This window comes from Blautia sp. DFI.3.45, from assembly GCF_020593505.1.
Classification (GTDB): domain Bacteria; phylum Bacillota; class Clostridia; order Lachnospirales; family Lachnospiraceae; genus Blautia_A; species Blautia_A wexlerae.
In genome coordinates, this window is the sequence record NZ_JAJDMI010000001.1 from 22816 (window position 1) to 39331 (window position 16516).

At 40.4% G+C, this 16516-nt stretch carries 16 protein-coding genes; 15 read left to right on the top strand and 1 reads right to left on the bottom strand.

The features are described from left to right. Positions 1-2: 2 nt before the first annotated feature. From nikC to LJE09_RS00130, 8 genes are all read left to right on the top strand, one after another. Positions 3-830: a nickel transporter permease gene (gene nikC, locus LJE09_RS00095; protein WP_008707164.1), complete on the top strand. Its 828-nt coding sequence runs from the start codon at positions 3-5 to the stop codon at positions 828-830. Positions 831-841: 11 nt separating this feature from the next. After that, a complete protein-coding gene (locus LJE09_RS00100; protein WP_020993291.1) occupies positions 842-1624 on the top strand; it encodes an ABC transporter ATP-binding protein in 783 nt (260 codons plus the stop codon). Continuing rightward, a complete protein-coding gene (locus tag LJE09_RS00105) occupies positions 1617-2588 on the top strand; it encodes an ABC transporter ATP-binding protein (RefSeq protein WP_020993290.1) in 972 nt (323 codons plus the stop codon). The genes LJE09_RS00100 and LJE09_RS00105 overlap by 8 nt, the downstream gene beginning before the upstream one ends. After that, on the top strand, positions 2588-3943 hold the full coding sequence (locus tag LJE09_RS00110) for an MATE family efflux transporter (RefSeq protein ID WP_008707162.1): 1356 nt from the start codon (positions 2588-2590) through the stop codon (positions 3941-3943). The genes LJE09_RS00105 and LJE09_RS00110 overlap by 1 nt, the downstream gene beginning before the upstream one ends. A gap of 213 nt (positions 3944-4156) precedes the next feature. After that, the gene (locus tag LJE09_RS00115; protein ID WP_020993289.1) at positions 4157-4375 is read left to right on the top strand and encodes a cation transporter; all 219 of its coding nucleotides are present in this window, start codon (positions 4157-4159) and stop codon (positions 4373-4375) included. A gap of 152 nt (positions 4376-4527) precedes the next feature. Further along, entirely contained in the window at positions 4528-6393 is a 1866-nt protein-coding gene (locus LJE09_RS00120; RefSeq protein ID WP_008707160.1) for a heavy metal translocating P-type ATPase, read from the top strand. 130 nt (positions 6394-6523) lie between these two features. Beyond that, positions 6524-6832, top strand: coding sequence for an ArsR/SmtB family transcription factor (locus LJE09_RS00125; RefSeq protein WP_081017038.1), 309 nt, complete (start codon positions 6524-6526; stop codon positions 6830-6832). A 186-nt stretch (positions 6833-7018) separates the two neighbouring features. Further along, positions 7019-8110 (top strand): M14 family metallopeptidase, encoded by a 1092-nt coding sequence (locus tag LJE09_RS00130; protein WP_020993288.1) that lies wholly within the window; start codon positions 7019-7021, stop codon positions 8108-8110. A gap of 180 nt (positions 8111-8290) precedes the next feature. Here the strand turns inward: LJE09_RS00130 and LJE09_RS00135 are convergent, their stop codons facing one another. Then, positions 8291-8791, bottom strand: a complete 501-nt coding sequence (locus tag LJE09_RS00135) for a DUF2284 domain-containing protein (RefSeq protein WP_008707157.1) — start codon at positions 8789-8791, stop codon at positions 8291-8293. 187 nt (positions 8792-8978) lie between these two features. On the opposite strand from LJE09_RS00135, the gene LJE09_RS00140 reads away from it, so the two are divergent. The 7 genes from LJE09_RS00140 (at position 8979) to LJE09_RS00170 (ending at position 16409) form a co-directional block, all read left to right on the top strand. Continuing rightward, a complete protein-coding gene (locus LJE09_RS00140; protein WP_008707155.1) occupies positions 8979-9314 on the top strand; it encodes a nucleotidyltransferase domain-containing protein in 336 nt (111 codons plus the stop codon). Further along, complete coding sequence (locus tag LJE09_RS00145) at positions 9307-9711, top strand: HEPN domain-containing protein (protein ID WP_008707154.1); 405 nt, start codon at positions 9307-9309, stop codon at positions 9709-9711. Before LJE09_RS00140 ends, LJE09_RS00145 begins: the two co-directional genes overlap by 8 nt. Before the next feature lie 43 nt (positions 9712-9754). Further along, positions 9755-10333, top strand: a complete 579-nt coding sequence (locus LJE09_RS00150) for a TetR/AcrR family transcriptional regulator (protein ID WP_008707152.1) — start codon at positions 9755-9757, stop codon at positions 10331-10333. A gap of 189 nt (positions 10334-10522) precedes the next feature. After that, on the top strand, positions 10523-11668 hold the full coding sequence (gene fucO, locus LJE09_RS00155; RefSeq protein ID WP_008707151.1) for a lactaldehyde reductase: 1146 nt from the start codon (positions 10523-10525) through the stop codon (positions 11666-11668). A gap of 350 nt (positions 11669-12018) precedes the next feature. Then, complete coding sequence (locus tag LJE09_RS00160) at positions 12019-12654, top strand: GTP pyrophosphokinase (RefSeq protein WP_008707150.1); 636 nt, start codon at positions 12019-12021, stop codon at positions 12652-12654. 187 nt (positions 12655-12841) lie between these two features. Then, positions 12842-14515 (top strand): GGDEF domain-containing protein, encoded by a 1674-nt coding sequence (locus LJE09_RS00165; RefSeq protein ID WP_008707149.1) that lies wholly within the window; start codon positions 12842-12844, stop codon positions 14513-14515. Beyond that, complete coding sequence (locus LJE09_RS00170) at positions 14505-16409, top strand: EAL domain-containing protein (protein WP_227310889.1); 1905 nt, start codon at positions 14505-14507, stop codon at positions 16407-16409. Before LJE09_RS00165 ends, LJE09_RS00170 begins: the two co-directional genes overlap by 11 nt. Positions 16410-16516 lie beyond the last annotated feature (107 nt).

Consider the following 16516-nt stretch of genomic DNA (forward strand, 5'->3'; position numbering starts at 1 on the left):
TCATGAAAAAGAAAAACAGATTTTTAGCAAATAAAACTTTTGTCGTGTTTTCTATTCTTGCAGTCTGTATTATTCTGACAGCAGTATTTGCACCGGTGGTAACCAGAGGGGTTGACCCGTTAAAAGGTTCTCTGGTAGATGCACTGCTTCCGCCATGCAAGGAACATATTTTTGGAACCGACAAAATGGGCAGGGATATTTTTTCAAGAGTTATTTATGGAGCACGTGCATCTCTGTCAGCAACCTTTGGTGTTGTTGCCCTGATCTTTCTGGTGGGAACTGTTACCGGAGTCCTTGCAGGATATTTCGGAGGTGTCATTGATGCTGTTATTATGCGAATTGCAGATATGATGCTTGCTTTCCCAGGACTGGTACTTGCTCTTGCTGTTGCAGGTATTATGGGCGCAAGTATCAAAAATGCGATCATCGCTATTGTAGTAGTAAGCTGGACCAAATATGCGCGTCTGGCACGAAGCCTAGTTATGAAGATCCGTGACAGGGATTATGTATCAGCAGCGATCGTTACCGGTTCCAAAACACCGTATATGCTGTTTCGATATATGCTTCCAAATGCACTTCCTACACTGATCATTACTGCTGCCACAGATATAGGTTCCATGATGCTGGAACTGGCAGCAATGTCCTTCCTGGGATTTGGCGCGAAGCCGCCGGCACCGGAATGGGGTTATATGCTGAATGAAGGAAGAGCGTGTATGCAGTCCGCTCCGTGGCTGATGATCTTCCCGGGTCTTGCTATTTTTGTAGTAGTTGTTGTATTTAATATGCTTGGGGATTCCATCCGTGATATCCTCGATCCAAGAAATGAGTAGGAGGAATAAACATGCTGAAATTAGATAATGTGACAATCTCCTACAAAAATGTTCCAACTGTTCAGAACTTTAATCTGGATATGAAAGAGGGACAGATCGTTTCTCTGGTAGGAGAATCCGGAAGTGGAAAAACCACTGTTATCCGTGCTGTTCTGGGACTTCTTGCAGGTGGCGGTAAGGTCACAGAAGGAAGTATTACGTTTGAAGGAGAAGACCTTTTATCCTATACACCGGAACAGTGGAGAAAACTTCGTGGTTCTGATATTTCCATGATTTTTCAGGACAGTGGTGCAATGATGAATCCGACACGTAAAGTCGGAAAGGTATTTACAGAATATATTCTTACTCATGAGAACATTTCCAAGAAAGAGGCATGGAGTAAGGGAATCGCAATGCTGGAGCGAATGAGACTTCCGTCTCCGGATAATATTATGGAATCTTATCCTTTCCAGTTATCCGGTGGTATGAGACAGCGAGTTGGTATTGCGATGGGAATGACTTATCAGCCGAAGCTTCTTCTTGCAGATGAACCGACTTCTGCACTGGATGTAACAACACAGGCGCAGATCGTACGTCAGATGATGAAGCTCAGAGATGATTACCATACAGGCATTATTGTAGTAACCCATAATCTGGGTGTAGCTGCCTACATGTCAGATTATATTGTTGTAATGAAGAACGGAAGAATGGAAGACCAGGGAACAAGAGAGTATATTCTGAAAGAATCAAAGAACGAATATACCAGAAAACTTCTGGAAGCAGTTCCATCCCGGGGAGGTGAACGATATGTCTGAAAAAAGAGAAGTCATACTGGAAGCGAAACATGTAACCAGAAGATTTGCGGCATCACATGGACGTACTCTGCTGGCGAACAATGACATCAATCTGAAAATGTACAAAGGCGAAACACTGGGTCTTGTAGGAGAATCCGGATGTGGTAAGAGTACATTTATGAGATTTCTGGTTTCTCTTGATACACCTTCAGAGGGTGAGATTCTGTACCGCGGTACAGATATCACGAAATTAAAGGGAGAAGAACTGAGAAATAACCGTCAGAACATTCAGATGGTATTTCAGGACCCGACCTTATCTTTTAATCCGAAAATGAACATTCGTGATATTGTGTGCGAACCTTTGATGAATTTCAAAAAGATTAAGAAATCTGAGAAGGATGCTGTCTGCAGAAAACTTCTTGAGATGGTAGAATTACCGGGAGATTTTGCGGATCGTTATCCTCACAATATGAGTGGTGGACAGCGTCAGCGTGTTGCAATCGCGAGAGCACTGGCACTGGAACCGGAAATCGTTGTTCTGGATGAAGCAACTTCCGCTCTTGATGTTTCTGTTCAGAAAACAGTAATTGAACTGATCACGAAGCTTCAGAGAGAAAAGAACATCACATTTGGTTTTATCTGTCATGATATTGCACTGGTTCAGTTAGTGGCACATCAGGTAGCCGTTATGTATCTTGGAAACCTCGTAGAGGTTCTTCCGGGAAAAGATCTTGATATGAAAGCAATGCATCCATATACAAGAGCACTGATGGGTGCAGTATTTGATATTAATATGGACTTTTCCAAACCAATCGAGAGTATTGAAAGTGAGGCTCCGAGCCCACTGGATCTTCCACAGGGATGCCCGTTTCAGGGAAGATGTGAGCATTGTATGGATATCTGCAAAAAAGAGAATCCAAAACTTGTGGAAGTGGAAGATGGACACAGTGTTGCCTGCCATTTGTTCCAAAAGGGCAGTAAATAATGAAAAAAGATAGTCTGATCTCTGAAAATATAGGAAAAGCATTATTACTTTTTGTACTTCCACTGATTGCGGGAAGTCTGATCCAGCAGTTGTATACAACAGTTGATGCGGTTATCGTCGGACAGTTTACGGGAAAAGTCGGACTTGCTGCAATTGATTCTGTACATACACTTTTTAAGTTTCCGATTAACTTTATGAATGGTCTTGCAACTGGTGCGACGATTATGATCTCCAGATATTTTGGAGCAAAAGATAAAGAAGGACTGCATTGCGCAGTGCGGACAGCTCTTTTGCTTGCCGGTATTCTGGGAATTATCTGTGCAGCAGCCGGTGCTGTTTTTTCTCCATGGCTGCTTGATATCATGTCTGTTCCGGAAGAAGTTCGTGCAGGATCACTAATCTACTGCCGCATTTATTTTGGCGGAATATGGGCAATGATCCTTTATAACATGATGGCAGGAGTCCTGCGAGCGTTTGGAGATTCTAAAAAGCCATTATATGTACTGGTCGTATGCAGTGTGGTTAATATTGTTGTAGACCTCATACTGGTAGGACTTATGCATACTGGTGTTGGAGGAGCGGCAGCAGCTACTGTACTTTCTCAGATTGTAAGTGTTGTACTTACCGCATATTTTCTTGTGAAATCTGATTTCCTGGAAGAAAAGATAGGAATCAGAACTATGAAAATCTGCAAAGAGCATATGGGGATGATGGTAAAAAAAGGTTTCCCGTTAGCTCTTCAATCTATGTTGTTTCCAATTGCCAATTCTATTGTTCAGGCAAGTGTCAACACAATGGGAACTGACAGTATTGCGGCATGGGGAATTTGTGATAAACTGGATTTACTGATCTGGCTGATCGCGGATTCTATGGTACCTGTACTGACGACATATACCGCACAGAATCTCGGTGCCGGTAAGACGAAGAGAGTAAAGAAAGGAGCACTGATCGGTACTGGGTTATCTGTAATCGCAGTAGGAATTATCAGTCTTGTTCTTTACTTCGGTTCAGGACTGATTGGACCGTTGTTTATTGATCAGAAAGACGTTCCGACACTGATCCCGCTGGTTGTAAGATATATGCAGATGATGGCACCTTTTTTTGTATTTTATGCAGTTGCAGAGGCGCTTTCAGGAGCCTGCTGTGGTCTGGGTGAAACGCTGGTACCGATGATTACTACATTACTTACAATTTGCCTGTTTCGAGTAGTATGCATTTTGCTTGTTTTACCGTCATTTAAAACAATGGAATGTATTGTATGGATCTATATTGGATCATGGGTTGTGTCCGGTGTTGCTTTTGCTGTTTTATATCTGGCAAAAGTCAGGAAACTCTACCATAAGAAAATTAAATAAAAAGATTGCAATCATTTTGTAAATGATAGATGACACAGAGGATATGGCAGGAAGAATGATCAGGCGGTATCCTCTGTTTTTATATATTTGCTATTTTTCTAACATTAAGCTATTGACAGAGGACGAAAATCTGTTATAATAAAATAAACAAATGAACAAGTGCTCATATGATAATGTGAAAAAATATTCATGAGCCAGAAAGGAAAAAATACTATGAAAAAGACTTACAAAATTGACGTAGACTGCGCAAACTGTGCAAATAAAATGGAGGAAGCTGCTAAGAATACAGCAGGTGTTAAGGATGCAACTGTAAACTTCATGATGCTGAAAATGATCGTTGAATTTGAAGACGGACAGGATCCGAAAGCAGTTATGAAAGATGTTCTGGCAAACTGCAAGAAAGTAGAAGACGACTGCGAAATCTATCTTTAATTCAGGAACGATTTCTGTTGATAATATATTTACGGGAATTGTCGTAAATTAGCAGAGAGGGACTGCGGCACAGAGATATATCAGGCGGTTATGGTTATCCACTGATATATATTCTGGCGGCGGTCCTGTTTTATAAGAAGTGAGGTATTAAGATGAATAAGAAGCAAAAAAAGATGCTGATCAGAATCATCGTAGCGGCGGTATTGATCGTGCTTTTTTCTAAATTGCCGATAGATGGATATGTCAGATTTGGACTGTTTATGATTCCATATCTGGTAATTGGCTATGATATTCTTCAGAAAGCATTTAAAGGTATCAGAAATAAACAGGTATTTGATGAGAATTTCCTGATGGCAGTAGCTACTGTGGGAGCAATCCTGCTTGGAGATTATTCCGAAGGTGTTGCGGTTATGTTGTTCTACCAGATCGGAGAACTTTTCCAGAGTTATGCAGTAGGAAAGAGCAGACGTAACATCAGTGAACTGATGGATATCCGTCCGGATTATGCCAATATTGAAGTAGATGGAAAACTTGAACAGGTAGACCCGGATGAAGTTGAAATTGGTACTGTAATTGTTGTACAGCCAGGAGAAAAAGTTCCGATTGATGGTGTGATCATTGATGGTGTTTCTATTTTAAATACCAGTGCTCTGACCGGAGAAAGCCTTCCAAGAGATGCAAAAGCCGGGGATGAAGTAATCAGCGGATGTATCAATATGACAGGTGTTCTGAAAATCCGTACGATCAGAGAATTCGGAGAATCTACCGTATCCAAGATTCTGGAACTTGTGGAGAATTCCAGTTCCAGAAAATCAAAATCAGAGAATTTTATTTCAAAGTTTGCCAAATATTATACTCCGGTTGTATGCTACGGAGCACTTGCACTTGCTTTTATTCCTCCGATCGTACTTTTGATCATGGGAAAACCGGCTATGTGGGGTGATTGGATTTACCGAGCACTTACTTTCCTGGTAATCAGCTGTCCATGCGCACTGGTGATCAGTATTCCTTTAAGCTTCTTTGCAGGAATCGGTGGAGCAAGTAATCAGGGCGTTCTGGTTAAAGGTTCCAACTATCTGGAAACACTTGCACAGACCAGCTATGTAGTATTTGATAAAACTGGTACAATGACACAGGGTGTTTTTGAAGTAAGCGGAGTTCATCATAATGAGATTTCAGATGAAAAACTGCTGGAATATGCAGCTCTTGCAGAATGTTCTTCTTCCCACCCGATCAGTAAGAGTCTTCAGAAAGCATATGGAAAACCAATTGACAGAAACAGAGTCACAGATATTGAGGAAATCAGCGGTAACGGTGTGACTGCAAAAGTGGATGGTATATCTGTAGCAGCAGGAAATGCGAAATTAATGAAACGTCTTGGAATTTCCTATCAGGAATGTCATCATGTGGGTACAGTAATTCATATGGCTGTAGATGGAAAATATGAAGGTCATATTCTTATTTCTGATATTCTGAAACCTCATGCAAAAGAAGCAATTGCAGAATTGAAGAAAGCAGGCATTAAGAAAACAGTTATGCTTACCGGCGATTCTAAACGTGTTGCAGACCAGGTAGCAAAAGAACTGGGAATTGGGGAAGTTTACAGTGAACTTCTTCCGGCAGATAAAGTAAGTAAAGTAGAAGAATTACTTCATCAGAAATCCGAAAAAGAGAAGCTTGCATTTGTGGGTGACGGTATCAATGATGCGCCGGTACTGTCCAGAGCAGATATTGGTATTGCTATGGGTGCACTGGGTTCTGATGCAGCGATTGAAGCAGCAGATATCGTACTGATGGATGATGATCCGCTGAAAATTTCCAAAGCGATTAAGATTGCAAGAAAGTGTATTCATATTGTATATGAGAATATTTATTTTGCAATTGGCATTAAGATTTTGTGTCTGATACTTGGTGCGCTGGGAATTGCCAATATGTGGATGGCTATTTTTGCAGATGTAGGTGTTATGATCATTGCGGTATTAAACGCAATCCGTACTTTATTTGTAAAAAACCTGTAACTGTGAAGGTACTGAACAGTTACAAAAATTTATAGAATAACAGACAGTTGCAGACAGGAAGGAAAATGGTGAAAGCGTGGAAAAACATAAAGACGAGGCTTGTGACTATTATGAAATTCATGAAGATTCAATGGAAATTATAAATAAAACAATGCCAGAAGAGACGGAACTTGAGGATTTGGCAGATTTGTTTAAGATTTTCGGAGATTCTACAAGAATCCGTATTCTGTTTGTGCTTTTCGAAACAGAGGTATGTGTATGCGACCTTGCGAAAGCACTGAATATGACACAGTCTGCAATTTCCCATCAGCTTAGAATCCTGAAGCAAAACAAACTGGTGAAGAACCGACGAGAGGGAAAGTCCATTTTTTATTCTCTGGCAGATGATCATGTGCGGACGATTATCAATCAGGGAAGAGAGCATATAGAAGAAAATTAATCCGATGTGAACGTATGGTAAAAGTAAAAAGCAGGGAGTTGATATTTCAAGTATTGGCTCCCTGTTTGAAAATATAAAAGTTTTATAGAACTAACTATTGAAAGTGGAATTTACAGAATGAAATAAGAGCCTGCCAGTGGATGATAAGATCTGGCAGAGATGGAATGAGTGGAAGGAGAAGATTTGATGCGAACATTACGAGTAGCAGACCTGGAAGCAAAACCGGGTGAGAAAGTATCAGGATTTGTGCACATCATCGGGGCAGAATTCGGAATTCCGGTAACACTGATCTGTGGAGAAAAAGAGGGGGAGACTGTTCTGATCTCCGGTGGGGTACATAATGCAGAATATGTAGGAATTCAGGCAGCTATGCAGCTTGCAGATGAGCTGGATCCGAAGAAGATCGCAGGAAATATCATAGTGATCCGTCTGATGAACCGAACTGGATTCGAACACCGTACCATGAGTCTTACTTATGAGGATGGAAAAAACCTGAACAGAGTTTTCCCTGGAAATCCGAATGGTACACTTAGTGACAGGATCGCTTATACTGTTGTGACAGAATTTTTCCCGAAGGCAGATTACTATGTGGATCTGCACTGCGGTGATGGATTTGAGGGACTGGTATCTTATGTATACTGTACAGGGGCAGCAGCTCCGGAAGTAGCTGCAAAGAGCCGTGAGATGGCGGAGATCGCACATGTAGATTATCTGGTAACTTCCATGTATGGAACAGGCGGAGCTTACAACTATGCCGGAAGCATGGGAATCCCGAGTATCCTGCTGGAACGTGGACACAGTTCCCGCTGGTGCGAAGATCTGGTAGCGGAGGATGTTCATGATGTGAAGAATATCCTCAGACATCTGAGAATCCTTCGCGGGAAGTCCCATATTCATGGCAAACCACCGATAGAAGTAAGTCCTGTGATCTATGAAGATGCCCCGGTATCAGGCTGCTGGTATCCGGCGAAACAGCCCGGTGAGACCTTTAAAGAAGGCGAAGTACTGGGAAGAATCTGCGATTATTTTGGACGTGAACTGTTTGTATACAGAGCCAAAATGGGTGGTATTATTCTTTATCAGACCATCAGTCTGTGCATTATGAAGGATACGCCGATGGTTTCTTATGGTACCTGGGATGAGGATACACAGGGTAAGATTGAAGTAGGATGTGAAGTGTGCGGAAATGAGAAACATAAGCATGGACACCATCATCATAAATCAGAGGAAAAACATCATAAACGGCATGAACATCATAAGCATCATGAGGATAAATAAATACTTAAGTAAGACAGAAATGGGTTCGACCAACTCAAGTGAACAGCAAAGCAAATGAGCTTATCGGTTCGACATAAATATAAAAACAGGGTATAAAAATACGGCTGACTATATCCGGGTTAAATGCGGATATAGTGCAGCCGTATTTTATACTATAGCAAGCCTCTTAATCAATATGCATTATTTATGAGGCTTGCTATAATCTTCGTGAAACAGAATCTGTGTAAAGAATCTTACATCTGAGTCATCTGCCCAGCAGACCATACCTACTGCATCAGCCATTTTCTGTGCATCTACACTGTAGGCGGACATACAGGAACAATTCTTATACGGTCCTGCGCTCATGATCAGGATATCTTCTTTTCCCGCTTCCTGCATCTGTCTGGCAAGCTGTTCTGTAAGAATATTCTGTGCATGCTTCGCCTGCTTGAAAAGTACCGGATCCATGATCGGATCCTTCAGAACAGTCTGGAGAACCAGTGCCTTTTCATATTTCAATGCTTTTGCCTGCATTTCTTCTACAGTACCGCAGGCAGGCGGACATGCAGGAACCAGGTTATAATTTCCACAGAGATTGTCCTCGCAGAACTGTCTGTATTCCGGCACAAATACCAGATCCTTTGTATCCATGATCGCCGCATCTGCGAAACCCATGGAAAGTGCTTCTTTTATTAAATCCATAAGAATGACTCCCTTCTTAAAGCGGATTATTTTGGCTTGAACATATCAAGGTGAATTATAACATTTTGAAATAAATAAAATCAAGTTTTGTCGAGAACTTCTGATGAGGGAAACTTGATGTAACAAAAAACTTATGTTAACATATAGATATGCAAATTGGGGGATATTAATAAGAGGAAGTGATTATATGCCGGAAAATATCAGAAACATCATATATAGATTTTCTCAGGAGTTAAGACGTATTTTGGGCGATAAATTGACAAAGATTATCGTATATGGATCATATGCGAGAGGAGATTTTCGAGAAAATTCTGATATAGATATTATGATTTTGGTGAAAATGTCTGATGAAGAAATTCGATTAGTGAAGAATGATATTTATGATCTTGCATTTGAGTTTGAAATAAATACAGGAATAGAGTTCTCTCCCATCATTAAAAATGAAGACCAGTATGAGTATTGGATTGATACGTTACCTTTTTACCGAAATGTGCGAGATGAGGGGGTAGTGATCGATGAATGACAAAAAAGAGGATTTATGTATATACCGTATTCGGAATGCGGTGGAGACATTGGGAGTGGCAGTATTATGCTTAGAAAGTCAACATTATAAAGATTCAATAAATCGTAGTTATTATGCTGCTTTTTATGCAATAAAAGCAGTATTAGCTTTAGAAGAGATTGATTTTAAGCGTCATAAGGATGCGGTTGCGTATTTTAATAAAACTTATATAGCAAAAGAGATTTTTCCAAGAGAAATGGGAAAGAGGTTGGGAAGACTAAAGCAGGAGAGAGAAAATAGTGATTATGATGATTTTTACGTTGCATCTTTAAAAGATGCATCAGATCAATATAAGTCAGCGAAGCTTATTATTGAAAAGATAGAAGAATATCTGTCAGAGAAAGGTATTCAATATTAACTTGTCGACACACTAGAGAAATGAATTAGCGAGAGGAAATCTTATGAAGCTGACGGCAGAAAACAGCAAGGGTGAAAAAATGAAATACCGTCTTGCGCGGTCGATGAAGGAATGTATGAAAACGATGTCTGTAGATAACATCACAGTAAAACAGATCACAGAGAATTGTGGTGTTACGAGGCAGACTTTCTATCGGAATTTTATGGACAAATTTGACCTTATCAACTGGTATTTCGATAAGCTTCTGGCGAAATCCTTTGAGCATATGGGAATGGGAAAAACTGTTTATGATGCTCTGGTAAAGAAGTTTACCTATATTCAGGAAGAGCATGTTTTCTTTGCAGCAGCATTTAAGTATGACAGTCAGAACAGTCTGCGCCAGCATGATTTTGAACTGATCCTGGACTTCTATGAGAATCTGATTCGTGAGAAAACAGGAAGGATTCCGGATGAGACCATACATTGCATTTTGGAAATGTACTGCCATAGTTCTATTTATATGACTGTAAAATGGGTACTGGGAGAGTTGGAATGTGCACCGGAGGGACTGGCGAAAATTTTAGTTGACGGGATGCCTGGAAAACTCTCGGAATTGTTTGAAAAGCTGGAAATATTGTCATAAATATAACAATATTAATGCATAATTTTGCACCCAGTTTTTCGGCATTATTGCACAAATATTGTGAGAAGGTTACATTTGAGCTAAAGTGTAACTTTCTTTTTTTATTTTATATTGTTAAGATAATAACAAAGATAAGTGATGCGGAAACTTACCTAATACTGAAGAATACCGAAAGGAATGGAAATCATTATGGCAAACAGAATTAACTTAAATCAGACATCTTATCACGGAGCAGGAGCGATCGAGGAAATCGCAAACGAAGCAAAAGCACATGGCTTTAAGAAAGCTTTCGTATGTTCTGACCCTGATCTTGTAAAATTCCATGTAACAAGCAAAGTTACAGACATTCTTGAGAAAAACGGACTTGCATATGAACTGTATTCAGACATCAAACCGAACCCGACAATCGAGAACGTACAGCATGGTGTTCAGGCATTTAAGAATTCAGGCGCAGATTATCTGATTGCAATCGGCGGCGGTTCTTCCATGGACACTTCCAAAGCAATCGGTATCATCATTGCAAACCCTGAATTTGAAGACGTAAGAAGTCTTGAAGGTACAGCTCCAACTAAGAAACCCTGTGTACCGATCATTGCAGTTCCGACAACAGCAGGTACAGCAGCAGAGGTAACTATCAATTACGTTATCACAGATGTAGAAAGAAAACGTAAATTTGTATGCGTTGACCCACATGACATGCCGATCATCGCAGTTATTGATCCTGAAATGATGTCCTCCATGCCAAAAGGATTGACAGCTTCTACAGGTATGGATGCCCTCACTCATGCAATCGAAGGATATACAACAAAAGCTGCGTGGGAAATGACAGATATGTTCCATTTAAAAGCAATCGAGCTGATCTCCAAATCTCTCCGCGGTGCTGTTGAAAACACAAAAGAAGGTCGTGAAGGAATGGCTCTTGGACAGTATATCGCTGGTATGGGATTCTCTAACGTAGGTCTTGGAATCGCTCATTCCATGGCTCATACACTTGGTGCTGTTTATGACACACCACACGGTGTTGCCTGCGCAATGATGCTTCCAATTGTTATGGAATACAATCAGGAATGCACAGGTGAGAAATATCGTGAGATTGCCAGAGCAATGGGCGTAAAAGGTGTAGATGAAATGTCTCAGGATGAATACAGAAAAGCAGCAATCGAAGCAGTTAAGAAACTTTCTGTTGATGTAGGAATCCCGACTAAACTGGAAGCAATCAAAGAAGAAGACCTTCAGTTCCTGGCAGAATCTGCACACGCAGACGCATGCGCACCAGGAAACCCGAAAGATGCAAGCGTAGAAGATTTGAAAGATCTGTTCCGTAAGATTATGTAATTAATAATGGTTATAAGATGAAATAAAAAAAGCACCGGCTGTAATGGAGTACTGTCACAGTCAGTGCTTTTTTATTTCCCATAAGTGTGCTGATGCTCTGAGTGTGGCGGGATTGTGCATGAGAAGCAGTGCCATATGTAAGTGTAAACGGACGAGAATTTTGTTTATAAAATGATTAGAATTGGGACACTGATTAAACACATTTCTTTTGTATGATGGAAACGTAATGGGGAAAAAATGGTTATTTTGCAGTACAAATGTGGAAAAAAGGTAAGTTCTGCAAAGAAGTACAGAATAAGAAATATGAAAGACAGAAGAATAACAGCAGAGGTTTTTACAGGAGAAATAATATGACAGATGAAGAATACTATGAATTTATACAACCATATGAAGATGCTAAACAGATGCTTCTCACACGTCTTGATGTGTTGAATCACAACCTGTACGGTGAAGCATCTGCAAGACCGATCCACAACATCCAATGCAGGATCAAGAAGAAACAGAGCATTGAAGAGAAATTACAGCGAAAGGGAAAAGAACCTACTGTGATGAATGCGAAGGATTATCTTCAGGATATTGCAGGTGTCAGAGTAATCTGCTATTTTGTAGATGATATCTATAATCTGACAGAACTTCTGAAGAGTCAGAGTGATTTGATCGTGATCAAAGAACGGGATTACATTGGAAACCCGAAGCCAAATGGATATAGAAGCTATCATGTGATCGTAGGAGTGCCGGTATACTGTCTGGATGGAATGGAATACTTCCCGGTGGAGATACAGTTTCGCACTATGTCCATGGATTTCTGGGCCAGTATGGAGCATAGGATTTCCTACAAAAAGGAACGCACAGATAAAGAACAGCTAAAAGAGGAATTAAGAGAATATGCGAATATGCTGGTAGAGATCGAGAGCCGTTTTGAGCAGTATAATGAGACGGATCATCAACAGGAAAAAAGAACAGCAGAAGTAAAACAGTCACTGTAAAAGGTGGCTGTTTTTGTGTCTTGTATTTTTTATAGTGGGATGTTAGTATAACATTGGTTTATAGTACTCTTATATTATTTTCTGACAGCACCTTCAGAAAATAATATAAAGGTAACTATTCAGCAGTTTATTATCCTGCTGAGGTACTGAACAGTTGTGATTCTGGAAATAAGAGAAGGAGAAGCGTGTGAAATATAATCAGAAGAAGAAAAAAGAAAACATAGAGATATTTCTGTTTATCATGGTGATGGCTGTTTTTGCTGCTGTTCTGGGAGTTATGTCACTGGGAGAAAAGATGCAGCCGGTGAACCAGATCAGGAAGATATCTTCTGGCTGGTACTATTATGACAACGGAAAAAGAACAGAAGTTACTCTTCCGGATACAATACAGGCAGAGAAAGGGGAAGAACTGATATTATATAATGACGGGATTACTGATCTGGATGCCGGTAAGGTAGTTACAACCAGAGGTGCACAGTATGATCTGAAAATCTGGCTGGGTGACCGTCCCATCTATGAATATCAGGATACAACCTTTGTAAGGAATACGCAGATGAAATCAAAACTGGAATGTGTAGGGGAAATCCCTACAGACATGCAGAATGAGCCGCTGAAGCTGGTTTATTCAAATCCACATCACGGAAAGTACGTTTTGACTTCTGTTTATATTGGAACCGGAAGTGCAGTCATTGCTTTACATTTACAGAATTCAGGAATAGTTATAGGTATTGCTTTGTGTTTTCTTGTTTTGAGCGTTATTTCTCTGTTGATTACAGTTTATCTGAAATACCGTCAGATGCCGGATGCCAGATTTCGCGATGTAGCATTGTTCCTTATGATATGTGCAGTCTGGCTGATTACAGATTCTTCTGCGATCCAGACCTATAGCAGTCATCCGGATATGCTTTGTACGATTTCTTTTTATATGTTTATGTTACATTCGGTACCGATGCTGCATTTTGCCCAGAAAATAGGTGGACTGAAAAAGGAACGCATTTTGGATGCAGGAATTGCTGTGTTTTATCTGAATGCATTTATTCAGGGACTTCTGGCCTATTTCGGGGTATTCACGTTTGCAGATATGCTGTTTGTAACACATGTTCTGCTGATAACGTGGGTACTGATCGTAGCGGTACTGCTCTGGAAAGAATATAGAAAGAAGCCGGATCGAAGTGTGCAGATCATATTGATCGCTTATATGATATTATTGTTCAGTGGACTTTTGTCACTGTCATTGTACTGGCTGTTTGAAATATCCTATTATGGAGCAATATTTGAGTTTGGAATACTGGTATTTCTGGTTATGATCATTGCAGATACTGTGATCAGTCTTGTTGGAAAGGTCCGTTACCGGACAGAAATGCAGGCATATGAACGACTGATGAAAGAGGACTGGATGACCGGAATGCAGAGCAGGGAACCTTTTGAAAATCTGCTGGCGGAAATTCCGAAAACCATGAATGAGCATAAGGATATCCTGCTGGTCTTTATGGATATTGATTATCTGCGCAGGATCAATAATGATTTTGGCAGAGCGGCAGGAGATGAGGTTATTGTGGCGGCTGCCAGATGCATTGAGAATGTTTTTGGAGCAATCGGAAAATGTTATCGCACAGGAGGAGATGAGTTTGCGGTAGTTGTGTTTGATCCGGAGGAAGACAGGAATGCATTGTCTGAGAAACTGGATAAAGAAATAAGGCGTTATAACAGAAACAGCAGATATCGTATGTCTATTTCAAGAGGTTTCAGTTCAATTCGGGATGACAGGGGAAAGCTGAAGACAACTGGTGAATGGAAGTATGAGGCAGATACGAATATGTATCAGAATAAAATGAAAGAGAGAAAGACACATGAATTATAATATAAACTTTCAGGTAGCGGCAGTTATTATTACAGCGTTACTCTTATATCATTTTCTGACGCAGAAGAAACTGCATAATGCAAATGTGAAAACATTTACATATATACTTGTCCTGAGCGGTTTATATACTTTGTCTGACCTGTTGGGTACGCTGACAATTATGAATTACACAGCGGAAGATGAAGGAACTGTCATGGGTATTCTGACAGGAATCTATTTGCTTGATATTCTGATTCCTTATATTTTGTATTCATGTATTCCTGATTCGCGTGAAAATGAGAAAAAGAGCGGTGCATTATCTGTGATCTGTGCCGGGATTACGGTGGCTATGATGATAGCTGTACTTGGAAACCTTGGAAGCGGGGGATTTTTCTGTTTTGACAGTAATGGCGTTTTTCAAAAAGGAACAGGGTACGTGTTTCTTTATCTCTATGCCCTGGTTTATATCGTTCTGATAATGCAGCGTATGATCAGAAGCAGAGAGGACTATACGCCGGAAAAGATGAGTATTGCAGGCGAATTTCTTGTGATCGAAGGCGTATGTATAGGAGTGGAACTGTACACAGGGTACATATTTCTGTCAGATTTTGGACTGGCACTTGGTCTCATATTTCTCTATCTTATGATGAACAATCCAGGTGATTATATAGACAGTACAACAGGAGCATTTGATAAAAGATATTTTGATAACTGGATACAGGAGAAATTTACCAAAGGAATCGAGTTTCATGTGATTGCTGTAGAGCTGTTTATGCTGAAACAGATTAATAAGGTTTACGGAAGCAGTACAGGTGATCTGCTTCTGGTACAGATTGCAAGAGAACTGCAAAACATTACAGGTTCTGTACAGGTGTTCCGAACCACAGGAAACTGTTTTCTGATCATTACAGATTCATTGACAGAATATGAGAAAAACAGACAGGAGATTGAGAACTATTTCAAAGAACCTTTTGAAACTGACGGGGAAAAAATCACTTTTCCGGCAATCATCTGCGGGATTATCAACGGTGAAAAGATGGAGAAGGAAGATGTACTGCTGGCATATATCGAGTATCTGATATCTTTGATAAAACGTGCAGATGAAACGGTAGTGATCCAGTCAGATGACAGGATTCTGGAGGGCTTCCGTTATGAAAAAGAGGTGGAGCATTTCCTGAAAACAGCAGTGGATAAAGACCTGTTTGAAGTGTACTATCAGCCGGTATTCTGGACAAAGGAAGATCGTTATATTACTCTCGAAGCTTTGAGCAGGCTGAAGCATCCCTGTATGGGAATGATCCCGCCGGATGTGTTTATCGGTATTGCAGAAAGGCAGGGGCTCATTGCACAGATCGGACTGCTTCAGTTCAGAAGGGTGTGCCGTTTTATTAAAGAGAATGAATATATGATGAAACAGATTAAGAATGTAAAGTTCAATCTGTCACCTTCCGAACTGCTAAAACCGGGACACAGTCAGCTTCTGATTAATATAGTGAAGGAGCATGAACTTTTACCGAAATATTTTCAGTTTGAGATTACTGAGACAGTGGCAACTGAATACAGTGAAAGTTTCTGCAAAGCTGTGGAGGATTTTACGAATGCGGGAATCGGATTATGTCTGGATGATTTTGGTTCAGGGTATGCAAATCTGAATGCAGTATTGAGACTTCCGTTTGATGTGGTGAAAATGGACAGATCGTTGTTAACAGGGATTACCTGTGATGAACAGGCTGCTGTTTTTTACCACAGTATTGTGACGGTTATGCAGAATATGGGTTATACAATTGTAGCAGAAGGAGCAGAAACAGAAGAAGAGGTGAGTCTGCTGAGAGAGTGGGGTGTGGACATGGTCCAGGGATATTACTTCTCAAGACCACTTCCAGAGACAGAGCTGCTGAGACTTTTCATGTTATAGTAAATTACTCCGTAATGTACCTATAACATAAAAAAGCCTTTCGGGCAGAATCGCACTGCGCCGGAGAGAAAGCAGGTGTTGTTCAATCAGATATAAATGATTGAACG